Source organism: Rhizobium indigoferae (genome assembly GCF_034554815.1).
GTDB lineage: Bacteria > Pseudomonadota > Alphaproteobacteria > Rhizobiales > Rhizobiaceae > Rhizobium > Rhizobium leguminosarum.
In genome coordinates this window covers 1,592,184-1,614,652 of record NZ_CP140635.1, presented here as the reverse complement: position 1 = coordinate 1,614,652, position 22,469 = coordinate 1,592,184, and the positions used below count along the sequence as shown (strand labels likewise).

Genomic DNA, 22,469 nt, shown 5'->3' with positions numbered 1-22,469 from the left:
GGTGACGTTATCGCATTTCGTCCGGTGCGGCAGTGCCTGTAATGGCGAGTCCCGACTTCAAAACCGACGCGACGGCGTACACCAGCCCAAGTCTGGCAATACTTGATTCTCGGTTTTTATCATTAACAAATCGTAATTCTGGCTGATCTTTACCTTTGTTCCAGTGCGCGTGGAAGGAACTGGCGAGGTCGTAGAGGTAAAAAGCGACGCGATGTGGCTCCTGCGACTGGGCCGCCGCATCGACGATACGCGGGAATTCAGCAAGCTTGGCGACGAGCTGCAATTCGGCCGGATCGCCAATGCCTGCAACGGTTTGCGCGAGATTCTCTGGCGAAACATCGAGGTCGGCAAAAGCCTCCCTCGCCTGCCGGAAGACCGACATGCAGCGAGCATGCGCGTATTGCACGTAGAAGACTGGATTATCTTTCGATTGTTCCGTCACTTTGGCGAAATCGAAGTCGAGCGGTTCGGAATTCTTGCGATAAAGCATCATGAACCGGACCGAATCACGACCGACTTCTTCGACGACGTCCCGAAGCGTGACGAAATCGCCCGAGCGTTTCGACATCTTCACCGGCTCGCCGTTGCGATAGAGCTTGACGAGCTGGCAGAGCAGCACCGTCAGCTTCGCCTTACCGTCCGAAACGCCGCGTGCAACCGCTTCCAGGCGCTTGACGTAACCGCCATGGTCGGCGCCAAGCACGTAGATCATCTCGTCGAAACCACGGTCGAACTTGTTCTTGAAGTAGGCGACGTCGGCGGCGAAATAGGTGTAGGAGCCATCCGACTTGATCAGCGGCCGGTCGATATCGTCGCCCACCTCGGTCGAGCGGAACAGTGTCTGTTCGCGATCTTCCCAATCCTCGGGAAGCTGACCCTTCGGCGGCGGTAGTGTTCCCTTGTAGACGTAACCCTTGAAGGTCAGGTCGTTGATCGCCGTGCGGATCGCGGCCGCACCATTGGCATGCAGGGTTCGCTCGGAGAAGAAGACGTCGTGATGGACGTTCAGCGACGCCAGATCGTCGCGGATCATCACCATCATCGCATCGATGGTGCGATCCTTGACGATCGGCATCCATTGGTCTTCCGGCATGTTGTGCAGACGCACGCCGTAATCGGCGGCAAGCGACTGACCGACAGGCACGAGATAGTCGCCGGGATAGAGACCCGAGGGGATTTCGCCGATCTTTTCGCCGAGCGCTTCACGATAGCGCAGGAAGACGGAACGGGCGAGCACGTCGATCTGCGAGCCGGCATCGTTGATGTAATATTCCTTCTCGACGCCGTAACCGGCAAAAGCGAGCAGGTTGGCGAGCGCGTCGCCGACGACGGCGCCACGGCAATGGCCGACATGCATGGGGCCGGTCGGATTGGCCGAGACATATTCGACGTTGACCTTCTTGCCCTTGCCGAGCGTCGAGCGGCCGTAGTCGGTGCCGGCGCCGATCATCGAGGCGAGCAGCCGCTGCCAGTAGCCGACGGCGAGACGGATGTTAATGAAGCCAGGCCCCGCGACCGAGACATCGGCGACGTCGGCATCCTCTTTCAGCTTGGCGATGATGACGTCAGCCAGCGCGCGCGGGTTGGTTCCAAGCGGTTTTGCCAGCACCATTGCGGCATTGGTCGCCACATCGCCATGGCTCGCGTCACGCGGCGGCTCGACGGTGATGCGGCCGAAATCGAGCTCGGATCGCTTATCCCTGACCAGATCGATCTGTTCAAGGGCGGTTTTGATCCTGGCTTCGAAGTCGGTAAAAAGGTTCATCGCACTCTTCCATGCATAGGCTGTGCCAAAGGCTCAAATCAGGCCTCGGCGTGGGCGACCGCTGCCTATCGCAAATCCGGAGTGTGGTCAAACAACCGCCTGTGGGCGCTGATGGCATAGGTGTCGGTCATGCCGGCGAGATAATCGCCGACATGGCGAGCCTTCGGCGCATCGGACAGACCGGCGATATGATCGACCCAGTAATGGCTTTGCATCTCCTTCGGATTGGCCATGTAGGCGGCGAAGAGATCGGTGACGATCTGGGCGGCGCCGGCACGGATGCGCATGATATCCGGATTGCGGTAGATGCGTTTGAAGAGCATCGCCTTGATCTGCCTGTCGGTCTCGGCCATCCCCTCGGAAAAGCTGGCGATAACCTGGCCGGCAGCGCGGATGTCGGCTGCGCTCTCAGGGTGCAAGAGCGACAGGCGCTGCTGCGCGACGCCGATCACGTCCTCCACCATGCGGGTAATCTGACGGCGCATGATCTCATGAGTGAAGCGGCTGGCCTCCAGATGCGGATATCGCTCCCGCACCTCGGCCATCAGCCCTGCAAGAAATGGGATTTCCTCCAGCATGTCGAAAGTCAGATAGCCGGAGCGCAGGCCATCGTCGATATCGTGGGTATTATAGGCAATGTCATCGGCGATCGCCGCCACCTGGGCCTCGAGGCTGGCACAGGTTGCAAGCTCGAGATCGTGCAGCTCGCAATAATCGAGGATCGGTTGCGGAACGGGACCGCGCGTGCCGACTCCCTCAGGCGTCAGAAGCGGACCATTGTGCTTGACGAGACCTTCGAGGCTTTCCCATGTCAGGTTGATGCCGTCGAATTCAGCATAACGCCTCTCCAGCTTGGTCACGATGCGCAGCGATTGGGCATTGTGGTCAAAGCCGCCATAGGGCAGCAGCACCTCGTGCAACGCGTCCTCGCCGGTATGACCGAACGGCGTGTGGCCGAAATCGTGCACGAGCGCAACGCCCTCGGCCAGATCCTCGTCGAGCTTCAGGGCGCGGGCAAGAGCGCGGGCGATCTGCGCCACCTCGATTGTATGCGTCAGCCGGGTGCGGTAGTGATCGCCGTCCTGGGCGATGAAGACCTGGGTTTTGTGCTTCAGCCTGCGGAAGGCGGTGGTGTGAACGATGCGGTCGCGGTCGCGCTGGAAATCGGAGCGTGTCGGGCTGCCGTCCTCCTGATAGAGCCGTCCGCGCGTCGTCCAGGGATCGGCCGCATAGACCGCCCTTTCACTGCTGCCGAAACCCAAAGCACGCGTATCGATCGTCATTCTTCACCGTCATCCTGCATGTTGCCGCATCTGCCCATTGACGCCGCTTATCGCTCTTCATACCTATAGGTCGATGAAACGGCAAAGAGGCGCTTTCTTAACCGCTTCGGCGCATCATCGCCTTTTCGCGAAGATTATGGTAAGTTTCTTTGATATCAGGCATTTGAACATTCAAGTGCCAAAACCCATTCTCTCCGGATCTTGACCCCGGCAGGAGGAAACATGACGGATACAAGTGTAACCCTTTCAGATGCCGCGGCAAAGCGTATCGCTGCGATCGTCGGCGCCGAAGCTGGCAAGAGCGCGTTGCGCGTTTCCGTCGAAGGCGGCGGCTGTTCGGGCTTTTCCTACAAGTTCGATCTTGCTGACAGGATTGACGACGACGACATTATCGTCGAAAAGAACGATGCCAAGGTGCTGATCGACAGCCTATCGCTCGTCTACATGGCGGGCTCGGAGATCGACTTCGTCGACAATCTGCTTGGCCAATCCTTCCAGATCAAGAACCCGAATGCGGTGGCAAGCTGCGGCTGTGGCACCAGTTTCTCGATCTGAAACGTTTAAACGCACGGACTCCCCATCAAACCGGCCGAAGAATTCCTTCCGGCCGGTTTATCGTCTTGTCCGCCGGTGAAAGACCACGATAAAAGAAGCGCACTAAAGCGCGCTGCATCGACGCTGATTCATGCGGTGCGCTTTAGCTCTTTGTTTTTTATGCCTGTCGTTATCCCAGAACCGCTGCACACTTCTGGGCGACATGCATGATGCGGAACGGGACAGAGCCATGAAGATCGCGACCTGGAACATCAACGGCGTCAAGGCGCGCATCGACAATCTCACGCAATGGCTCAAGGATTCCGATCCGGATATCGTCTGCCTGCAGGAGATCAAGACGGTCGATGAAGGTTTCCCGCGGCTGGAGATCGAGGCGCTCGGCTATCATGTCGAAACGCACGGCCAGAAGGGCTTCAACGGCGTCGCGATCCTCTCCAAGAGTTCACCTTTCGAAGTGAACCGCGGCCTGCCCGGCGATCCGCTGGACGAACAGGCGCGTTTCCTCGAAGCGGCGTTCACGCTGTCCGACACGCGCATCCTGCGCGTCTGCTGCATCTACCTGCCGAACGGCAATCCTGTCGAAACGGAGAAATATCCCTACAAGCTCGCCTGGATGGAGCGTCTGCGGACGTTTGCAGCCGAACGGCTGGCCTATGAAGACATGCTGGTTCTTGCCGGCGATTACAATGTCATCCCGGAACCGCACGACTGCTTCGATCCCAAGGTCTGGGAAAACGATGCACTGTTTCTGCCGCAGACGCGGGAGGCGTTCCGCAAGCTCGAAAATCTCGGGCTGACGGATGCCGTGCGCGCGACGACGGATGCGACGCAGTTCTATTCCTTCTGGGATTATCAGGCCGGCGCCTGGCCGAAGAACAACGGCATCCGCATCGACCATCTGCTGTTGTCACCGGAAGCCGCCGACCGGATGACATCGGCTGCGATCGAAAAACATGTGCGGGCCTGGGAAAAGCCGTCCGACCACGTGCCTGTCATCGCTTATTTCGATTTCGCGGGCTGAGCGCCCAATCGGCGCTTAGTCGTCGGAACCGCTCGCGATGGTGTGCGAGAGGGATACCGCCGTGCGGCGGTCGGCCTCGTTCGCTACCGAGAAGGCCTGCTCCTGCAGCGCTTCCATCCAGCTGCAGTCCTTGGGCTTGCAGCGGTCGAGCGCTGCCGTCATCAGCGCCAGACCGCGGGCCGTCTGGCCTTCATCGAACAGAATATTGCCGAAGACCGCCATGGCGCCGGGATGGCCGCTCTTGCGGGCCTGGTTCAGCCACTTCTTCGCCTGCTGCGGGCTGGCATTGCCGCCCTCGCCGGCCAGCATCATCTGCGCCAGCTGGAACTGCGCCTCGGGGACGCCAAAGGTTGAGGCCACCTGAAAATAAAGCTGGCGCGCCTGGCTGAGGTCGATCCTGACCGGACTGCCGGCAATGCCATGCTTGTAATAGCTGGCGAGCGAGAGCAGCGCGTTGACGAAGAAGCCCGTATCTTCCGAGCCGGGTTCGACGCCCTGTTGGGCAATCTCGCTGTAGATCTTGAAGGCTTCGAAATCGTCCTGCGTGACACCGTCACCATCGGCATACATGTTGGCGAGCGCCCAGCGCGAACCGGTGTGGCCCTTTTCGGCGGCGTATTTATAGGCTTCGACCGCTTCTTCCTTCTGGCCGTTCTTATAGGCTTTGAAGCCGAACTTGAAGAGATCGAAGGGTCCGGATTCCTTGCTGACGCCACCTTTGATGTCGAATGCGCGGCACGGACCGGACAGCGCCAGCGCTACGGCTATCGACATGCCCATCAGCATGAATTTGAACAGTTTGAACTCGGACGTCACCATTTCAACCGATTTCTTTCGCTCATCTCAGGCAGGCGGCAACGGCGCTCGCACCGTGCATCCCGCGGATGTATTTCTTCGAGGCGAGCGATCCCGCGGCGAGCTCCATGGCTCCTTTACCCGCGTCGCATCCAGCCCACTGGCCTTTTCTCAAAGGCGATATTCTCAGTCCATCCTTCAGAACCACCCGGCTCCCGGCATGGCTCGACTGCAATCTCCGTGGCACTCTTTCGGTAGGTGCGGTATTCGCCTTCCCGCCTTTATCGCATTCGTAAACAGTAAATGTGACGAAACCGGTATCGACATTTTCGGCAAAGCCGGGCTGCTCATCCGAGCGGGTCGAAAACAGCGACAATGAACGGATCGACGACTTCATCGCGAGGCCGGATTGGCGGCCGGAACTGCCTTGTTCGGAAAGCGAAACGACCGCAATCGAACGAATGTCGCCAATCGCGCCGTACGATCTGATGTACCCGGAAAAAAATCGACCCATGCTACTATTTAAACGCACCGTACGCCTGCCATCGCCTCGCCTGCGAATAGCGCTGCGCCCTCTTTGTGGCGGGAAATGGACAAATTCGCCCTGCCGCCACCATACGCCAAACGTCGTAAAAATGTGTTGCTGAATCGTCACAAATTGGAACGTCGATTTGTCTTGCCAACACCCAAAGAAAAGCCCGGCGAACTGCCGGGCTCTAAGACTTCTACTTGGGCAGCAAGATCAGAACTTGACCTTTACGCTGGTGGAAAGGGCCGCCAGCAGATCGTCGCCGAAGGAATAGGAGACGTCGTTGCCGTAGGTCCGGCCATTATACACGTAGGTGCCGGATTCTCCGCCGGTCATGATGCCGAGCGCGCCGGCCAGACGCCACTCGACATTCTCCACCGGCGTATAGGAGACACCTGCGCCGAGCGTCCATGTGTCGGTCTGGGCGCCGTAGCCCTGGCTCGTGCCGCGATCCCAGGTCAGGCTGAGGGCGCCGGCCCATTGCTCGTTGAACTTGTGGCCGACGCCACCGCTGATCGTCCAGCCGTCGCGATAGAAGAGATCGAGCGAGGTGAGCTGGCTGCTGGCGGAGCAAGCGACGACGCCTTTGGTGGCCTTCGGGCAGAAGGCGATCGACTGCAGCACGCTCCAATTCGTCCACTTGACCGAACCGAAGGCGAGCCAGTCGGGCGCAATGCCGCTCTGCAGCTTGAGTTCGACGGAATCCGGCGCCTCAGCCGAACCATAGACCGGCGTCACGACGCCAAGGTAGGGATTGGCAGGATTGGCGGCCTTCGGCACCTCGGTCAGGTCGACCGTGCCGGTGAGATCGTCATACTTGACCTTGCTGTTGTAGACCAGGCTGGCGCGGAAGGCATATTCCTCGATTTCGTAGGCGATGCCCGCCCGCCATCCCATGGCCTGGTCGGCAAGATCCAGACGGCCGGTGCCGTCATAGACCAGCGCGGCCGCCCCTGTGATCGGCGCGACGAGGCGTGTCTTGAAACCATCGACCGTCTGATAGAAGCCGCCGCCGATCAGGCGAAGCTGGCCGGGGCCCATATCGAAACGATAGGAGCAGGTGGCGCCGTAGTTGCGGGTGCTGATCTTTGTTTCGATGTTGTCGTTGACACCCAGCCAGTCGGCGCCGGGATTGGTGTGTGCGCCGAAGGGTGTCGAAAAATCGCCCATACAGTCGATGGAGTCGCCGAAACCGACCTTCACCCCGAGATAGGGGATCCAGTAATCCTCAGTATCATCAGCCGTGGTCGAACCTCCGCCAATGCCGTTCGTGCCGAGGCCATCGGTGGGATCGGTGTCCTTGACGTTTTTCAGCTTGCGCTGCGGCATGACATAGGTCGCGCCGGACTGGACGGCGAACCTCGAATTGTCGAAGAGAAGGTCGATATTGTATCCGCCGCGCTCCAGACCGCCGGCGAAGGACGGCGATGCAAGCGACCAAAGAAGAACGAGCGATGTTATGCCCTTGGAAAACCTACGAGATGCCATTGTGTCTCCCCCACTCCAGCAATTGATGTGACCCCACTCTAGTAAGTGTTCGCGTTATATGGCAACGCGCCCCACGGCAGCGCTCCCAGGCATTGCAGTGGCTAACTTACGTAAAGAAATTGACGGACACGTCAAAAAACCTGGTTAATAAAATTTTATTCCAGACCTATCGAATTTCAGGTGGGCTTTTGGGTTTTCATTCCAAACATTGCAGAATCTGTATCAATCCGACAACAGTGGCAGTTTTCGCCCGCTGGAGCTTCGCATGAGAGCAATCCACAGGATGAAGTGCTGAAAATGCGCCGTTTCACGCGCGAACCGCACGAATCACAACAAAAAAGACGCGCCGGCGGAAGGGCGCGTCTTTGGAATAACTTACCAAAATGGGTCCGTGAAACTTACCCGGCTTCGCTCACCCTGGAAAGAGCGGTCCTCAGGCTTGCGATCTGCCCCTTCAGTTCCTCGAGACGATCGCGCTCGGCCTCGACCACTTCGGGATTGGCGTTGGCGACGAACTTCTGGTTGGAGAGCTTGCCGTCGATGCGGGAGATCTCGCCTTCCATCTTGGCAATCGCCTTTTCGAGACGGGCCTTTTCGGCGGAAAGGTCGATCAGCTTGCCGAGCGGCAGGCAGATGGTCGCTTCAGCGACGACGATCTGAGCGGCGCCCTTGGGCGCATCGTCAGCCAGCGATATCGCCTCGACGCGTGCAAGCCGCTTGATGGCGGCGTCGTGGCGGAACAGCCGTTCACGCGTCAGGTTGTTGGCCTTGACGACGACGAGCGGGGCTGTTGCCGACGGCGGGACGTTCATTTCAGCGCGCACCGAGCGGATGCCGGAGACGAGGTCGATCAGCCAGTTGATTTCGTCGGCCGCCCCGTCGTCGGCATAGGACGGCGCCGGCCATTCGGCATGGCAGACCAATGTGTCGCGCTCTTTGCCTTCGCCTGCCGTATGGGCCCAAAGTTCTTCGGTCATGAAGGGCATGAAGGGATGCAGCAGCTTGTAGATCTCTTCGAGAATGTAGGCGCTGCAGGCCTGGGCTTCGGCCTTGGCGCCCTCGTCCTCGCCGTTGAAGACCGGCTTCAACAGTTCGAGATACCAGTCGCAGACCTCGTTCCAGACAAAGCGATAGAGCGCGCCGGCGGCATCGTTGAAGCGGAAGGCTTCCAGCGCTTCCGTAACGTCACGTTCCGTACGGGCAAGTTCCGTCAGGATCCAGCGGTTGATGGTAAGCTCGGCCGCCTCGGGTACGAAATGCGGGTCGCTCTTTGCACCGTTCATCTCGGCGAAGCGCGTGGCGTTCCAGAGCTTGGTGCCGAAATTGCGGTAGCCGGCGATGCGGGCCGGATCGAGCTTTACGTCGCGGCCCTGCGCCGCCATGATTGCCAGGGTGAAGCGCAGCGCGTCGGCGCCGTATTCGTCGATCAGTTCCAAGGGATCGATGACGTTGCCCTTCGATTTCGACATCTTCTGCCCATTCTTGTCGCGCACCAGCGCGTGGACATAGACGGTCTGGAAGGGCTCGACCGGTTCGCCATCCTCGTCCTTCATGAAGTGCAGGCCCATCATCATCATGCGGGCAACCCAGAAGAAGATGATGTCGAAGCCGGTGACGAGAACGTTGGTCGGGTAATAACGTGCAAGCTCCGGCGTCTCGTCCGGCCAGCCGAGCGTCGAGAAAGGCCAGAGCGCGGAGGAGAACCAGGTGTCGAGCACGTCTTCGTCACGCGTCAGGATCTCGCCCGGCTTGAAGTTTTCGAGCAGGTCCTCGACATAGGCCTTCATCGGCCCCTCATGCGAGAGGTAATGCTGGATCGCCGCCTGCAGCGCCTCCTCCTCGGTCTTTTCGACGAAGACCTGGCCGTCCGGGCCGTACCAGGCGGGAATCTGGTGACCCCACCAGAGCTGACGGGAGACACACCAGGGCTGGATGTTTTCCATCCACTCGTAATAGGTCTTGTCCCAGCTCTTCGGCACCATCCTGGTGCGACCTTCGCGGACCGAGGCGATCGCCGGCTCGGCGAGCGTCTTGGCGTCGACATACCATTGTTCGGTCAACCGCGGCTCGATCGGCACGCCGCCACGGTCGCCGTGCGGGACCATGTGCTTGTGCGGCTCGATCTTGTCGAGGAGGCCAGCCTCTTCGAAAATATCGGCGATGACCTTGCGCGCATAGAAACGGTCCTGACCTTCCAGACGGTCCCAGGCGCCATGCAGCGCCGCCGGATTGTCGAGGCCTTCGAGGAAATCCTCATTGTCCTTGATGGTGATCGTGCCGTCGATATTCAGGATGTTGATCGAGCGCAGGCCAGCCCGCTTGCCGACGTCAAAGTCGTTGAAGTCATGCGCCGGCGTGATCTTGACGGCACCGGTACCGGCCGTCGGATCGGCGTAGCTGTCAGCAACGACCGGAATGCGGCGGCCGACGATCGGCAGGATGACATGCTTGCCGATGATCGACTTGTAACGCTCGTCCTCCGGATTGACGGCAACACCGGTATCGCCCAGCATCGTTTCAGGACGCGTGGTGGCAACGACCAGATAGTCGCGCGTTTCCCATTCGGTCGGCTTGCCTTCCTCGTCGAAAGCGATCGGGTACTGGTAGGTGACACCCGGCTCGAGCGGATAGCGAAGATGCCAGAGATTGCCCTTGATCTCATGCTGTTCGACTTCAAGATCGGAGATAGCCGTCAGCAGCTTCGGATCCCAGTTGACGAGGCGCTTGTCCTTGTAGATCAGCCCTTCCTTGTAGAGCGTGACGAAAACCTCGAGAACGGCCCTCGACAGGCCCTCGTCCATGGTGAAACGTTCGCGCGACCAGTCGCATGACGCACCCAGACGCTTCAGCTGGTTGAAGATCAGGCCACCCGATTCCCCCTTCCATTCCCAGACCTTGTCGATGAAGGCTTCGCGGCCCATGTCGCGGCGGCTGGCCAGCTGCTGTTCCATCAGCTTGCGCTCGACGACCATCTGGGTGGCAATGCCGGCATGGTCCATGCCCGGCTGCCAGAGCACGTCCTTGCCGCGCATGCGCTCGAAGCGAACCAGGATGTCCTGTAGCGTGTTGTTCAGTGCGTGCCCCATGTGCAGCGAACCGGTGACATTCGGCGGCGGGATCACGATAGTGAAGGTCTCCGCTCCGGGCCGGGCGTTCGCACCGGCACGGAAGGCATCCGCCTCGTCCCATTTCGCGGCGATTTTCGGTTCGACGGCGGCGGAATCATAGGTCTTGTCGAGCATTTTATGACCAATTTCGAGGTTCGAGGGTGGCGTTTGTAAATAGGATGGTCACGGCCAAGTCAATAAAAAAGCCGCCCCGGAGACCGGAGCGGCTTTTCAGGAAAAAGCAATCCGATCAGCGACGCGGGCCGCGTGCCACGCGCTCGATTTCTTCGCGCACCAACCGCTCGACCAGTGTCGGCAGATTATCATCAAGCCATTCGCGCAGCATCGGGCGCAGCATGTCCTCTGCGATCTCGTCCAGCGACCGGCGCTCTGCGCCGTCGATTGCCGCGGCGAGCTCCTCGAAAGAGCGGCTGATCTGCAGGCCGGCATCCTCCGAAAGCAGCGTCGGCTGGACCTCGTCCAGAACGCTCGGCAGGAAACGCTCGGTCGACGACTGAGCGGGCTCCATAGCCGGCGGCGCTGTTTCGACGGCAGGCGCCGGCTCGGCGACGGCCACCCCAGGCGTTTCCGTCAACACCGGCTCGGCCGGCTGCTGGATCGCAACATGCTGAACGGGCGCTGCGGTAGCGGGGAAAATAGGCTGTGGTTGCGGTTGCGGTGCCGCGGCGCGCGGCGGTTCCGGCATCACGGCCGGCTGCGGTTCGGGCTGGCGGAAACCGCTCGGAATTTCGCGCAGGGCTTGACCGGCCTGCACGGCGCTGCGCTCGGAGGCGGCGCGCACGCGGGCGGCGACATCGGCAAGCGACAGCGCGCGGGCCGGTACTTCTGCTTCGGGGGCGGTGCCGGCCGAATTGGCGGCGACGAAACGCGGATCGGAGGAGCGCATGACCGGTTCGGGGAATTCCACGCCGGCATAGGTGTCGTCGACCGTCAGATGAATTTCGGAGCCGTTCGCATCCTCATCGGCGCCGTAGACCGGCGGCAGGGATGCGGAAATCGCCTTGCCGGCGCCGGGCTCATTGCTTTCGATGATCTGGCGGATGGAGGCCAGAATTTCTTCCATGGACGGTTCACGCGCTACACTTGGCTGAGCCATTTCTATCCCCGTTATCCCAAAACAACGACCGGATGGTGTGGAGCATTCATCCGAATCACCACGACCTTAGAATACCCTAGGCGTGAAAAAAATCATCGCGAATCAAATGAATGCGGCCATGCACAGTTTTGTTACCCAATGTTTGCCACCCGCAAAGCCTGTCGCGATTTTGCTGCGGCGACATCCATGAAACAGAACTTGAAGCGCACGGCCTCTATCCAGTCCGCCGTGGTCGCGTCAGCGTAAATGATGTTTGTGAAGGCTTTCCAGCGGCATTGAAAAAAAACGGGCGCCGATGGCGCCCGTCGCTGAATTTCGTCGATAAGAACGATGTCAGAAAACGAATTCACGCGCCTTGGCGAAACCCGGCAGCGGCTTGACCGAGGCATTGAAGAAGACATTTTCCGAAACAGCGCCGCGCTCGGCGACGAAGACCTTGGCGCGCGCAGCATTGCCGTAACCTTCGACCGTGATCAGACGGCCACCATCGCGCAATTGACCGAGAAGAGTCGCCGGAACCTCTTCGACGGCGCCGTTGACGAAGATCAGGTCATAGGGAGCGCCGGCAGCGTAGCCATTTTCGAGCGGGCCGGTCACAACTTCGACCTTGGCGTATCCGGCAAGCTGCGTCTTCGCCTCGGCGGCGAGCGCCTCGTCGCATTCGAGCGCGATGACGGAGCCGGCAATGATCGACAGCAGCGCCGATGTGTAACCCGTGCCGCAACCGACTTCGAGTACGAAATCATCCTTGGTGATCGCGGCCAGCTGCAGCAGCTTGGCGAGTGGCGACGCCTCCATCAGGAAGCGGGCCGGCTTTCCCGGTGCGGCGGCTGAGATCTCGACATCGTTGTCGATATAAGCCAGCAGCTTCGCCTTCTCCGGCACGAAAGTCTCACGCGGCACCGTGAGAAACGCCGTCAGCACGGAATGCGAGGTAACGTCCGTCGTGCGAACCTGGGTATCGACCATCTTTGCGCGCGCTGCTTCGAAATCCATCATGTCCTCTCGCTCTTAAAAAGCGGTTCCTGTCCCTCGTCTCTTAATCTCCACCACGGATGCTTTCAAGGCTTGGCAGCCGCAGGCGGAAAGAATCCGGCCGGCGCCTCTTCCGTGCCACAGGAGACAGGATGGACGCTGCAACTCCAGCGTGGAACCTTCCGCCCCTTCATGTTATGATTTGCAACGGAGGAAATAGGAGGAGCAGGCCATGTCTGCGATTTTCGAATATTTCACGCTGTTCGATTTTTTCATCGTCGCAGCGCTGATTGGCATATTCTGCTGCGGGCTGCTGGACGGCGAAACGACCTGGAGGCGATAGGGCGCAGAAGCGCATTCGGAGATATCCCCCGCATCGCGGCTGCGGCAATTCCTGTCGGCGGGCGCAGGTCTGACATGCGTTCTTTCCCTTTGAAATCCAGCCTTCGACAGCCGCATGCGCATTAATGTTACATCAACCATTTTATCGCTGCGCCCTCGCCTTCCGCTATGGGTGTGCGCATGCAAACCTTTCTGATCCAATCGCGCGGCATAGAAGCGCTTCACTACAACGCCGATGCCCGCCTGCTGCTGATCAAATACAGCAGCGGCGACATTCGCAGCTTCACCCGCATTTCGCCGCAGGGCATGCGACGGCTGCTCGGCGCCGGCCCCGAAATCGATGACGGGCCTGAACTGAGCGATCTGGAATATCAGGCGGAAATCCGCAACGGCGGCCCGAGGGCGCTCTACCGACTCACGGGAATCAATCCGTCACAGTTGGATTTTTCGCCCGGCCAGCGGATCTGGTAGCATCGCAAACGCCGATGCCGACCGCTGCGCCAGCGGCGTTTCACATTGATTCTATCATGTGGAAGAATGTTGGAGGCCTCGCCCGGAATTGAACCGGGGTACAAGGATTTGCAGTCCTCTGCGTCACCACTCCGCCACGAGGCCTCACGCGCTCGTTATCTGAGCCGTGGCGAGCGTTTAGAATGATCGTAAGGAAATCGCAAGAGGGCATTTCGGAAAAACGCCATTCCGCAGCTGCTGAAACGAGCATTTTTCCATCCCCAAACGGAGTGGGCGCAGGCTGGAATTTTCACCGCCGTGACGATGCCCCATTTCCTGCCAATGATTGTATTTGAAGCAAATTCTTGACTTGACTTCGATCATCGTCCGGGCCTCAATTATCCTCGGGAGGGTATAGGAGCTTGCGATGGATTGGGCTGCCCTCAAATCGAAGCACGTGCATGCGGCATTCGATGCCGAAACCCGGGATCTGCATGTAAAATTCCCAGGTTCTCCGCCGGTGAAACATGCAAATATTCCGCTGCACGTCTACCAGAACCTGCTGGAAACGGATGATCCGCACTTCTATTACAAATACTATATAGCGCCGTCTCGCGTATCACCGGGCCGTCGACAACCGGTCTCCGTGGCATCCTACGCAGTGAAGCTCGTCCTCCTCCTTGCCGCTTGCAGCTTGTTGCTGGCGACCAGCCTCGATCCGGACCATGGCGGGGTTTTCGAGGAAAGCGAACTCAGATCCAACTAGACGCGACTTTGCATAGGCAGAACGCCCCGGTTAACTTCAGGGCCTGCGACTAGTTGGCTGCTTCCGGCGTCGAAATTGTCGCTCCTGTTCTGAGAACGGTAGCGCCGGTTGTCCCGCTCGCGGTCGTTCCTCCCATCACGCTCATTCCGGCCGTTGAAATTGCGATAGTTGCGAGGCCCGTTGTAGCTGCCGCCTTGGCCGTGATCGACCACGCAGCCTTCGGGCCGACGACAGATGCCACGGGCGTCGAAACCGCCGCTGTCGACACCCTGGGCCTCGGCGGGAGCGCCGGAGAGAATGCTCGCCGCTGACAGGACAACCACAAAAAATAGCTTCATTTCCTCACCTGGGCCACTGTGGGGCACTTACACTTCATAAACCACGAATGCGAAAAGCGCTCCACTGTTCCACGGCCCCCTTCACCGGGGCAACCATCAGCCGGCCGGGTTTCGCCGCCTGTGCCACCAGACAGCCAGCCGCCGCCGAAGCCGGCGCGCGAACGGCAGATCATGCGAGAGCACCAGGAAGCCGAGCGGCAGCATCCAGAAGCCGAGGATGGGCAAGAAACCCAGCAAGCCGCAGAAAATGAGGGCCACGCCGAGTGCCATCCGCGCGATGCGCGAGCGTGGCATGCCGATGCTGAAGGAGCCGAGCACAAGCCTGCCGCTTGCGTGATCGATGCCGAAGCGCCCTGCCCGCGCCTTGCGCTTTTCGCCACCACTTGTCTCACTGCGATCATTCACATTTGTCATTCCCAAGAGATGGGCGCAGGCACCCCAAATACAAGTTCATTTCATTTTTTTGAAAAAACCGCTTGGCAAATCGGGAAAGCGTTTGTATTAGCCCACTCACACCGCGCCAAGCAGTGATCCCTGGTAGCTCAGCGGTAGAGCATTCGACTGTTAATCGACAGGTCGCCGGTTCGAATCCGGCCCGGGGAGCCATTTCAAGTGGTCCGTTCTGGACACATAGGTTACGGTTTATTCCTGAGACATAGGTAACACTTTTGGACCGAAAGGGTTCGGCAAAGGTTCAAGCCTGCATGTCTCATCATCGAAGTATCCCAGATCGTAATCCATAAAGCTTGTAAGCCAGATATGGTCTTCGACCTGCTTGATGCCGACGGCCTGACCGGCGAAGACCAGACTGAGATTGATCTTCTTCCGCTTGTAGCAGATGCGTCCGCATGTTGTGACGGTGACTGTCTGGTCGTGGAGCGGGTAGTCGAGATCGGGTAGGCCGCGGTAGGCGCGCGGTGAAGCGTCGTAGCATTCTGCCGGGCAGGCCATGTTGAGCGCCTGGTGGGGCCGCTCGGTGTTGAACTCCTCGACGAAGTCGTCGAAGCGGGCTTGCTGCTGCAGGAAATTGTCTCCGGCCGGCTTGGTTGTCTCAAGTTTCAGTGTCAGATGCATGCGCTCATGGCGGCCGTTCTGCTGCGGGTTGCCCGGCTTGATGCGCTCGATGTCGATACCGAGCCTGAGCCACCAGACGGCGAGCCGCGACAGATTGAACAGTCCGTTGGGGCTGGCGAAAGGCACTCCGTTGTCGGTTCTGATCGCCTTGGGCAGGCCGAACTCCTTGAAGACGCGTTCGAAAACGGTGAAGGCGTAGACCTCCTTGGTCGTGTGCAACGCTTCGCAGGCCAAAAGATAGCGGCTGGCGAAGTCGGTGATCGTCAATGGGTAGCAATAGCGCTTATCGGCAAGCATGAACTCGCCTTTGTAATCGGCGCACCACAGGTCGTTGGGCAGCCCTGGATTGGAGAGGGCTGTTCCTTCAGCCCTGTTGCGTCGCCGCCTACCGTGCTTGACCAGGCCGTTGCGGTCGAGGACGGCATGCACGGTTGAGATCGCCGGCGTGTGAACATCCGGATATAGCCGCGCCAGCCGCTCCCTGATCTTTGGTGCGCCCCAGTTGGGCTTGTCCTGTTTGGTCCGCACAATCAGCTTCTCGATTTGGAAAGGAAGCTGATTGGCGTGCCGGTAAGGCCGTCGCGATCGATCTGTCAGTCCTTCCAGACCGCTGTCGTTATAGCGGCTGATGATCTTGTGACCGGTCTTGCGGGAGATGCCGAATTCGCGGCACAGCGCCGCTATCTTCTCGCCATCCAGAACCCGCGCAACGAATTTGAGACGCTCGTCCATGCGGTTGCACTCCTGCCAAGGCACCTTCGCTCTCCTCGCAAAGGCAAAAAGTGTAACCCATGTCTCCGGTATGAACTGTCACCCCTCTCTCGGGAAGGACACATAATCGCCTGTTTCGTTGATAAATCCGAAAGCAGGCGTTTTCTTCCCCACTTTCCCTCCCGCTTTTGATTGCTCCCATAAGGGCTTTCCGCGTTGGGCATCGCGGACAACGCGCTTTTTTACGACGGTAGGCATTCGCTGGCCAACCAACCGGCGGCGGTGTAAAGCAAACGTCATGGCGCTAGATCCTGAAAAAGCATTTTTAGATTACAGTGCGGCGGACTGCAGCGTGCAGTTCTGGACCGCCAACGCACCGGCCGTGCAATTCACCTCTTTGGAAGCCGCCGTCAGATTCGCAAAAGACCATGGCGGCAGGTGGGAAGAGATTGAGATAACAGTCCATCTGCCGCGCGAGGACATCGTATTCGCCACCGGTAAAGTGCATCAACTCATTGACGCTTTGCCAGGTGATCTCCGGAAAAAACGGTAATGAGGTGGATTGGCCGTCAATAGAACCGGCTGGCGCGCTGTCGGGCCGTCTTGGCCAATTTTCGAAAAGTATCTTGAACTTTCAATAGACGCTTTTTCTGTTCAGCTCAAAGCATCAGCTTGCCTCGCTCGGACCACGCCCGCAGCCCGCGGTGATGCAGCGAAACACATACTCTCGCCACAGCACCTGGATAAGATCACGGTCATGGCTCTCAGTATGGCGATAGGAATCGGAATCGGCGCGGCAGTCGGCCCGATACTGTTCGATGACGCCGCGATCGGCATCACATTCGGTGTCGCGATCGGCGCTGCCGTCGGGGCTGCCATCAAACAGAAATGACGGCTTACTGAACGCCTGCCTGACGCTCCGCCAGCTCCGGTTTGCTTGTACGGGCAAAGAGACGACCGCCTCTAGTAGCTGCACGAACGGCCGTCGCCGGGTCGGAACCCATCGGCGCAGGCCGGGTTCATTGAATCTCCCGGCTGATATCCTGATGCCGTGCCATAGGAATTCGGTGGTGTCGAGCAGGCCGAGATGATGGCGGCAAGGCCGATTGCCCCGGCTGCTACAAATGCCCGAAATTTCTTCATCGATGCCTCTCCAGTTTGGCTGTGATCGAGTGACGAGAGCTTCTGCTCTCTCCCGCCAAGATCACCTTGCCCCTCAAGATATGGCGCTGTCTTCGCCGGACGTCAGCTCCGAACGCGCAAGATTCTTATCGATCTCGATTAGCTCCGCATGAAGATTGTCGATGACCAAGCCGGCCGGGAACAAAGACCGTGGTTCAAAGTTGAGTGGCATCAACCACGTAACGTCAGTTTCTGACAGGAGGTCTTTCATGGGTCGCGGTATTCTGCTTTGGCTGCTTGGTGTTCCACTGCCGATCATCATCCTTCTTGCTCTGTTTATGCGATAGGGACGGATCATGTCGGTTTCAATGACAGGTTCCGGAGAGATTGCTACTCCGGTCGAATCCTCCAAATCCGCCATGACATGGGGGCCCATCTTCGGAGGCGCCGCTGCTGCCATCGGCGTGACCCTCATTCTTTTGCTGCTTGGATCCGGGGTTGGGTTGACGATGGTGTCGCCCTGGTCGGGGCAAAGCAGCTCGCTCGGCACGGTCGGGGTGACGGCGGCGATCTGGCTCGTTGTCGTGCAATGGCTCTCCTCCGGGCTCGGCGGCTATATCACCGGCCGGCTGCGCACGAAGTGGGCGGCTGTCCACACCGACGAGGTATTCTTCCGCGACACGGCGCATGGCTTCATCAGCTGGGCGCTGGCGACGATTTTCGTCGCCGGATTTCTAGCCTCGTCGCTGACCTCTCTTGCTGGTGCGGGCGCACAGGCCGTGGGTTCGGCCGCCACCGCCGCAGGTACAGCGGCGTCATCGACGGCATCGGCCGCGGATCTGCCCACCGCCTATTTTACCGACGCTTTGCTGCGTCCTGAACAGGCCCGTGCAGGAGCAACATCCGATGATGATGCTGCAACGGCTGAGGTCTCCCGCATCCTCCTCAACGGTGCTGCCGCCGGCCAGATTCCGGATGACGACAAGGCCTATCTTGCCACCATCGTCTCTGCTCGCACCGGTCTTTCCGAGGCCGATGCACGCACCCGCGTCGACACTGTGCTGAAGCGCATCGACGACGCCAAGGTCGCCGCCCAGAAAGCCGCCGATGAGGCACGCAAGGCTGCCTCCACCACAGCATTGCTCGGCGCACTGTCACTTCTGATCGGGGCATTCATCGCTGCTGCCGCCGCAGCGTTTGGCGGTTCGCAGCGCGACGAAGAGGAAGATCTCATCGTTACCTCCCGGATCTAAGATCGACGGAAATCGGGGCGCAGGGTCGAAAGGCCACGCGCCCCTTTATGTTGGGCCTCGGGTCTCCCGTGCTCGACTATCGGCCGCCCCCAGGTGGCCTCTTGCCCAGTTGCGGTTTATTTCGCATCGAGCGGAACATGTGGCCGTTGGGGAGCTTCGGTTAGGTAAAACCCTTTCCGGAGAATATAGATGGCCAAGAAGACCTCTCAAACCTCGCCCTCGGACAACGCAACGATCCATGATCAGAAACTGCACCGGGGTGCAGGCGGCGAGCTCCATCAGTTTGCCGAAGACGGCATGCCGGTGCTGACCACAGCGCAAGGTGGCCCCGTTTCCGATGATCAGAATACGCTTCGCGTTGGCGCCCGTGGCCCGGCCCTCATCGACGACTTCCACTTCCGTGAGAAGATCTTTCATTTCGACCACGAGCGCATTCCCGAGCGGGTCGTGCATGCGCGCGGCTACGGCGCCCATGGCTACTTCGAAACATATGAATCCCTGGGCGCCTATACCAGGGCCGATCTTTTCCAGCGGCCCGGCGAAAAGACGCCGGCCTTCGTCCGGTTCTCGACCGTCGCCGGCAGCAAGGGTTCCTTCGATCTGGCGCGCGACGTCCGTGGTTTCGCAGTGAAGATCTACACCCAGCAGGGAAATTGGGACCTGGTCGGCAACAACATCCCCGTTTTCTTCATTCAGGACGCGATCAAATTTCCCGACGTCATTCATTCCGTAAAGCCGGAGCCCGACAGGCAATTTCCGCAGGCGCAGTCGGCGCATGACAATTTCTGGGACTTCATCACCCTCACGCCCGAAAGCATGCACATGATCATGTGGGTGATGTCGGACCGCGCCATTCCGCGCTCGTTCCGGTTCATGGAGGGTTTCGGCGTTCATACCTTCCGCTTCGTCAACGCAGCGGATGAATCGACCTTCGTCAAATTCCACTGGAAACCGAAACTCGGCCTGCAGTCCGTCGCCTGGAACGAGGCAGTCAAAATCAATGGAGCGGATCCGGATTTCCATCGCCGCGACCTCTGGCAGTCGATCCAGTCGGGAGCCTTCCCGGAATGGGAGCTCTGCGTGCAGCTTTTCGATCAGGACTTCGCCGACACGTTCGACTTCGACATTCTCGATCCGACGAAGATCATTCCCGAGGAGATCCTTCCGGTCAAACCGATTGGCCGTCTTGTGCTCGACCGCATGCCCGAGAACTTTTTTGCGGAGACCGAGCAGGTCGCCTTTATGACGCAGAATGTTCCCCCCGGTATCGACTTCAGCAACGATCCGCTGCTGCAGGGACGAAATTTCTCCTATCTCGACACGCAGTTGAAACGTCTGGGCGGTCCGAATTTCACGCATCTGCCGATCAACGCGCCGAAGTGTCCCTTCCACAATTTCCAGCAGGACGGCCATATGGCGATGCGCAATCCTGTCGGACGCGTCAATTACCAGCCGAATTCCTGGAATCAGGGGCCGCGGGAATCGCCGGTTCAGGGCTATCGCCACTTCCCGGCCGAGGAGCAAGGCCCCAAGGTTCGGCTGCGGCCGGAAAGCTTTGCCGATCATTACAGCCAGGCGCGACAGTTCTACATCAGCCAGACTCCGCCCGAGCAACGCCATATCGCTGCGGCGCTGATCTTCGAACTGAGCAAGGTCGAAACGCCGGTCATTCGTGAGCGTATGGTCTCGCATCTGATGAACATCGATGAGACGCTGGCCAGCAAGGTTGGCCACGCACTCGGCTTCAAATCGATGCCGAAGCCTGCCGATGCCGCCATGCCGACGCGGCAGGATCTCGAGCCGTCGCCGGCGCTCAGCATCGTCGAGCGCGGTCCGAAGCGGTTCGAAGGACGCAAGCTCGGCATTCTTGTCAGCGATGGTACCGATGCCGCTATCTTCAAGGCGCTGCTTGCCGCGATCACCGAGCAGAAGGCAACATTCGAAGTGATCGCGCCAAAGATCGGCGGCGTGACGCTCTCGGACGGCAATTGGATCGAAGCACATCAGATGATCGACGGCGGACCGTCGGTGCTTTACGACGCCGTCGCCCTCCTCCCCTCGGCAGAGGGAACCGGCGAACTGCTGAAGGAGGCCACGGCCCGCGATTTCGTGGCGGATGCCTTCGTGCACTGCAAGTTCATCGGTTATGTGGAAACAGCGCTGCTGCTGATGCAGAAGGCCGGAATTGCCGACGCACTGGATGAGGGCGTGATTGCGCTCGGAGCAGCAAAAGACGTCACGGCTTTTATCCAGGCGCTTGGCAAACTGCGGGTCTGGGGCCGAGAGCCGTCGGTCAAATTGAATTGACCGTCTCGTCGTCATGTCCGCGAGAGAACGGCTAGTCGTCAGAATAAAACCCGCGGAAATGAACTGACCCCCGAAAGTTGGACATCCACCTTCGGGGGTTTTGCATGTCCAATCACAGCCTGGCTTTTAAGCTTTCTGTTGTGGAGTTTTATGAGAAGGGCGAGCGTAGTGCTCGGGAGGTCGGCGCGCACTTCGCGGTAGACCATGGGACGGTTCGCAAATGGGTAGCAAGCTATGAGGCGCATGGGGTTCCAGGTCTTGCGAAGAAGTTCAGCCACTACGATGCAGCATTCAAGCTATCGGTTCTCCAGCGGATGTGGAAGGATGGGCTCTCCTACCGCCAGACGGCGGCGCTGTTCGACATCCGCAATAAGGGTTGCCTTTCGGATTGGGAGCGACGCTACGAGACTGGTGGGATTGATGCACTGACCTCACGCCGCAAAGGAGGCCCCCGATCGATGTCCGAGCCGCCGATCCCCCGGGAGCCGCAAGCTTTGCAGAGCGACGAGGCGAAGAGCCGCGAAGAACTGCTGTCGGAACTGAACTATCTGCGCATGGAGAACGACTACCTAAAAAAACTCGAGGCCTTAACGCGCAAGCAACCAGCGCTCAAAAAGCGCAAGTCGTCCAGGCGTTAAGGCCACTCTATCCGCTTGACGACGTGCTGAAGCTTTCGGGCCTTTCCCGCAGCACGTTCTACTACCGGCAAAGGATGTCGCAGCTGGCCGACAGGCATGCTGCGCTCAAGGACAGGATCAAAGCCATCTTCGAGGCTCACAAGGGCTGCTACGGCTATCGCCGGGTGACGGCGGCGATCCGCCAGCTCGGGCAGACGGTCAATCATAAGACGGTCCAGCGCCTGATGGTCGAGATGGGATTGAAATCGCTGGTACGGCCGAAGAAATACCGCTCCTACAAAGGTGACGTCGGGCGCACAGCCCCCGACCTCGTCAAACGGCAGTTCACTGCGCAGGCAGCCAATCAGAAATGGGTCACCGACGTCACCGAGTTCAAGGTCGCCGGCGAGAAGCTCTATCTCTCGCCGGTCATGGACCTCTACAATGGCGAGATCATCGCCTACGAGACGACCACAAGGCCGGTCTTCAAACTGGTGGAAAGCATGTTGAACAAAGCCTTGAGCCGGCTGGGGAGCAATGACAAGCCGATCCTGCACTCCGATCAGGGATGGCACTACCAGATGCCAGCCTATCAGCGACAGCTTCAAAAATGCGGCATCGCCCAGAGCATGTCACGCAAAGGCAATTGCCTCGACAACGCCGCCATGGAAAGCTTCTTTGCCACCCTTAAATCCGAGCTCTTTCATCCCAATCGCTTCGTCAGCATCAAAAGCCTGAAAGACGGCATCGACGACTACATCCACTACTACAATCATCAGCGCATCAAGTTGAAACTCAAAGGGCTGAGCCCTGTGCAATACAGAACTCAGCCCTTAAATCTAACCAGCCTTTAA

At 59.3% G+C, this 22,469-nt stretch carries 21 protein-coding genes and 2 tRNA genes; 10 read left to right on the top strand and 13 right to left on the bottom strand.

What is annotated here, in order from left to right; all coding sequences use genetic code 11:
• Nucleotides 1-7: 7 nt before the first annotated feature.
• Together argS and U5G49_RS08250 are read right to left on the bottom strand one after the other, a co-directional pair.
• Nucleotides 8-1,765, bottom strand: coding sequence for an arginine--tRNA ligase (argS, locus tag U5G49_RS08255; protein WP_028732043.1), 1,758 nt, complete (start codon nt 1,763-1,765; stop codon nt 8-10).
• 65 nt (nt 1,766-1,830) lie between these two features.
• The gene (locus tag U5G49_RS08250) at nt 1,831-3,048 is read right to left on the bottom strand and encodes a deoxyguanosinetriphosphate triphosphohydrolase (protein ID WP_193443291.1); all 1,218 of its coding nucleotides are present in this window, start codon (nt 3,046-3,048) and stop codon (nt 1,831-1,833) included.
• Nucleotides 3,049-3,270: 222 nt separating this feature from the next.
• Between U5G49_RS08250 and erpA the strand changes: the two genes are divergently transcribed.
• A complete protein-coding gene (erpA, locus tag U5G49_RS08245; RefSeq protein ID WP_193443289.1) occupies nt 3,271-3,603 on the top strand; it encodes an iron-sulfur cluster insertion protein ErpA in 333 nt (110 codons plus the stop codon).
• A 229-nt stretch (nt 3,604-3,832) separates the two neighbouring features.
• The gene (gene xth / locus U5G49_RS08240; RefSeq protein WP_028732045.1) at nt 3,833-4,624 is read left to right on the top strand and encodes an exodeoxyribonuclease III; all 792 of its coding nucleotides are present in this window, start codon (nt 3,833-3,835) and stop codon (nt 4,622-4,624) included.
• 15 nt (nt 4,625-4,639) lie between these two features.
• Here xth and exoR read toward each other — a convergent pair whose 3' ends face one another.
• The 6 genes from exoR to U5G49_RS08210 form a co-directional block, all read right to left on the bottom strand.
• The gene (exoR, locus tag U5G49_RS08235) at nt 4,640-5,443 is read right to left on the bottom strand and encodes an exopolysaccharide production regulator ExoR (RefSeq protein WP_003558862.1); all 804 of its coding nucleotides are present in this window, start codon (nt 5,441-5,443) and stop codon (nt 4,640-4,642) included.
• 19 nt (nt 5,444-5,462) lie between these two features.
• Nucleotides 5,463-6,074, bottom strand: a complete 612-nt coding sequence (locus U5G49_RS08230; protein ID WP_322790930.1) for a hypothetical protein — start codon at nt 6,072-6,074, stop codon at nt 5,463-5,465.
• An 87-nt stretch (nt 6,075-6,161) separates the two neighbouring features.
• Nucleotides 6,162-7,436 carry an OmpP1/FadL family transporter gene (locus U5G49_RS08225; RefSeq protein WP_193443287.1) on the bottom strand — a complete coding sequence of 425 codons (1,275 nt, stop codon included), beginning with the start codon at nt 7,434-7,436 and terminating at the stop codon, nt 6,162-6,164.
• A 398-nt stretch (nt 7,437-7,834) separates the two neighbouring features.
• Entirely contained in the window at nt 7,835-10,678 is a 2,844-nt protein-coding gene (locus U5G49_RS08220) for a valine--tRNA ligase (RefSeq protein WP_193443285.1), read from the bottom strand.
• Nucleotides 10,679-10,793: 115 nt separating this feature from the next.
• A complete protein-coding gene (locus tag U5G49_RS08215; RefSeq protein WP_193443283.1) occupies nt 10,794-11,660 on the bottom strand; it encodes a PopZ family protein in 867 nt (288 codons plus the stop codon).
• Nucleotides 11,661-11,993: 333 nt separating this feature from the next.
• Nucleotides 11,994-12,659, bottom strand: a complete 666-nt coding sequence (locus U5G49_RS08210) for a protein-L-isoaspartate O-methyltransferase family protein (RefSeq protein WP_018241784.1) — start codon at nt 12,657-12,659, stop codon at nt 11,994-11,996.
• A gap of 486 nt (nt 12,660-13,145) precedes the next feature.
• Here U5G49_RS08210 and U5G49_RS08205 point away from each other — a divergent pair, with 486 nt between their 5' ends.
• Nucleotides 13,146-13,448 carry a hypothetical protein gene (locus tag U5G49_RS08205; RefSeq protein WP_193443281.1) on the top strand — a complete coding sequence of 101 codons (303 nt, stop codon included), beginning with the start codon at nt 13,146-13,148 and terminating at the stop codon, nt 13,446-13,448.
• Nucleotides 13,449-13,518: 70 nt separating this feature from the next.
• Here the strand turns inward: U5G49_RS08205 and U5G49_RS08200 are convergent.
• Nucleotides 13,519-13,592 (bottom strand) — tRNA-Cys (locus U5G49_RS08200).
• Between the two features lie 262 nt (nt 13,593-13,854).
• On the opposite strand from U5G49_RS08200, the gene U5G49_RS08195 reads away from it, so the two are divergent.
• On the top strand, nt 13,855-14,193 hold the full coding sequence (locus U5G49_RS08195) for a KTSC domain-containing protein (protein ID WP_018241782.1): 339 nt from the start codon (nt 13,855-13,857) through the stop codon (nt 14,191-14,193).
• Here U5G49_RS08195 and U5G49_RS08190 read toward each other — a convergent pair.
• Both U5G49_RS08190 and U5G49_RS08185 read right to left on the bottom strand, forming a co-directional pair.
• On the bottom strand, nt 14,190-14,531 hold the full coding sequence (locus tag U5G49_RS08190) for a hypothetical protein (protein WP_193443278.1): 342 nt from the start codon (nt 14,529-14,531) through the stop codon (nt 14,190-14,192). The genes U5G49_RS08195 and U5G49_RS08190 overlap by 4 nt on opposite strands.
• Nucleotides 14,532-14,627: 96 nt before the next feature.
• Nucleotides 14,628-14,945, bottom strand: coding sequence for a hypothetical protein (locus tag U5G49_RS08185; protein ID WP_018445659.1), 318 nt, complete (start codon nt 14,943-14,945; stop codon nt 14,628-14,630).
• 117 nt (nt 14,946-15,062) lie between these two features.
• Here U5G49_RS08185 and U5G49_RS08180 point away from each other — a divergent pair.
• Nucleotides 15,063-15,137: transfer RNA gene (locus U5G49_RS08180), tRNA-Asn, on the top strand.
• A gap of 36 nt (nt 15,138-15,173) precedes the next feature.
• On the opposite strand, the gene U5G49_RS08175 is transcribed toward U5G49_RS08180, so the two are convergent.
• The gene (locus U5G49_RS08175; RefSeq protein WP_432417007.1) at nt 15,174-16,361 is read right to left on the bottom strand and encodes an integrase core domain-containing protein; all 1,188 of its coding nucleotides are present in this window, start codon (nt 16,359-16,361) and stop codon (nt 15,174-15,176) included.
• Nucleotides 16,362-16,614: 253 nt separating this feature from the next.
• On the opposite strand from U5G49_RS08175, the gene U5G49_RS08170 reads away from it, so the two are divergent.
• Together U5G49_RS08170 and U5G49_RS08165 are read left to right on the top strand one after the other, a co-directional pair.
• A complete protein-coding gene (locus tag U5G49_RS08170; protein WP_018241779.1) occupies nt 16,615-16,869 on the top strand; it encodes a hypothetical protein in 255 nt (84 codons plus the stop codon).
• A 9-nt stretch (nt 16,870-16,878) separates the two neighbouring features.
• Nucleotides 16,879-17,208, top strand: coding sequence for a hypothetical protein (locus U5G49_RS08165; RefSeq protein WP_193446745.1), 330 nt, complete (start codon nt 16,879-16,881; stop codon nt 17,206-17,208).
• A gap of 71 nt (nt 17,209-17,279) precedes the next feature.
• On the opposite strand, the gene U5G49_RS08160 is transcribed toward U5G49_RS08165, so the two are convergent.
• Complete coding sequence (locus U5G49_RS08160) at nt 17,280-17,459, bottom strand: hypothetical protein (RefSeq protein WP_168319468.1); 180 nt, start codon at nt 17,457-17,459, stop codon at nt 17,280-17,282.
• A 335-nt stretch (nt 17,460-17,794) separates the two neighbouring features.
• Here U5G49_RS08160 and U5G49_RS08155 point away from each other — a divergent pair, with 335 nt between their 5' ends.
• The 3 genes from U5G49_RS08155 (at nt 17,795) to U5G49_RS08145 (ending at nt 22,469) form a co-directional block, all read left to right on the top strand.
• Nucleotides 17,795-18,691: a hypothetical protein gene (locus tag U5G49_RS08155; protein ID WP_131647049.1), complete on the top strand. Its 897-nt coding sequence runs from the start codon at nt 17,795-17,797 to the stop codon at nt 18,689-18,691.
• Nucleotides 18,692-18,880: 189 nt separating this feature from the next.
• Complete coding sequence (katE, locus tag U5G49_RS08150) at nt 18,881-20,998, top strand: catalase (RefSeq protein WP_193446744.1); 2,118 nt, start codon at nt 18,881-18,883, stop codon at nt 20,996-20,998.
• Nucleotides 20,999-21,102: 104 nt separating this feature from the next.
• Nucleotides 21,103-22,469, top strand: a protein-coding gene (locus U5G49_RS08145; RefSeq protein ID WP_370090368.1) for an IS3 family transposase whose coding sequence is annotated in 2 segments (ribosomal slippage) — nt 21,103-21,580 and nt 21,580-22,469 — 1,368 coding nt in all. Because the reading frame shifts where the segments join, the coding sequence is not laid out codon by codon here.

What these genes read in the sequence shown, in the direction of transcription:
- xth (WP_028732045.1), top strand. Translation starts at nt 3,833, where the DNA reads ATGAAGATCGCGACCTGGAACATCAACGGCGTCAAGGCGCGCATCGAC.
- U5G49_RS08215 (WP_193443283.1), bottom strand. Translation starts at nt 11,660, where the DNA reads ATGGCTCAGCCAAGTGTAGCGCGTGAACCGTCCATGGAAGAAATTCTG.
- U5G49_RS08155 (WP_131647049.1), top strand. Translation starts at nt 17,795, where the DNA reads ATGTCGGTTTCAATGACAGGTTCCGGAGAGATTGCTACTCCGGTCGAA.
- U5G49_RS08250 (WP_193443291.1), bottom strand. Translation starts at nt 3,048, where the DNA reads ATGACGATCGATACGCGTGCTTTGGGTTTCGGCAGCAGTGAAAGGGCG.
- U5G49_RS08195 (WP_018241782.1), top strand. Translation starts at nt 13,855, where the DNA reads ATGGATTGGGCTGCCCTCAAATCGAAGCACGTGCATGCGGCATTCGAT.
- U5G49_RS08170 (WP_018241779.1), top strand. Translation starts at nt 16,615, where the DNA reads ATGGCGCTAGATCCTGAAAAAGCATTTTTAGATTACAGTGCGGCGGAC.
- U5G49_RS08220 (WP_193443285.1), bottom strand. Translation starts at nt 10,678, where the DNA reads ATGCTCGACAAGACCTATGATTCCGCCGCCGTCGAACCGAAAATCGCC.
- erpA (WP_193443289.1), top strand. Translation starts at nt 3,271, where the DNA reads ATGACGGATACAAGTGTAACCCTTTCAGATGCCGCGGCAAAGCGTATC.
- U5G49_RS08225 (WP_193443287.1), bottom strand. Translation starts at nt 7,436, where the DNA reads ATGGCATCTCGTAGGTTTTCCAAGGGCATAACATCGCTCGTTCTTCTT.
- argS (WP_028732043.1), bottom strand. Translation starts at nt 1,765, where the DNA reads ATGAACCTTTTTACCGACTTCGAAGCCAGGATCAAAACCGCCCTTGAA.
- exoR (WP_003558862.1), bottom strand. Translation starts at nt 5,443, where the DNA reads ATGGTGACGTCCGAGTTCAAACTGTTCAAATTCATGCTGATGGGCATG.
- U5G49_RS08210 (WP_018241784.1), bottom strand. Translation starts at nt 12,659, where the DNA reads ATGATGGATTTCGAAGCAGCGCGCGCAAAGATGGTCGATACCCAGGTT.
- U5G49_RS08190 (WP_193443278.1), bottom strand. Translation starts at nt 14,531, where the DNA reads ATGAAGCTATTTTTTGTGGTTGTCCTGTCAGCGGCGAGCATTCTCTCC.
- U5G49_RS08160 (WP_168319468.1), bottom strand. Translation starts at nt 17,459, where the DNA reads ATGAAGAAATTTCGGGCATTTGTAGCAGCCGGGGCAATCGGCCTTGCC.
- U5G49_RS08205 (WP_193443281.1), top strand. Translation starts at nt 13,146, where the DNA reads ATGGGTGTGCGCATGCAAACCTTTCTGATCCAATCGCGCGGCATAGAA.
- katE (WP_193446744.1), top strand. Translation starts at nt 18,881, where the DNA reads ATGGCCAAGAAGACCTCTCAAACCTCGCCCTCGGACAACGCAACGATC.
- U5G49_RS08185 (WP_018445659.1), bottom strand. Translation starts at nt 14,945, where the DNA reads ATGACAAATGTGAATGATCGCAGTGAGACAAGTGGTGGCGAAAAGCGC.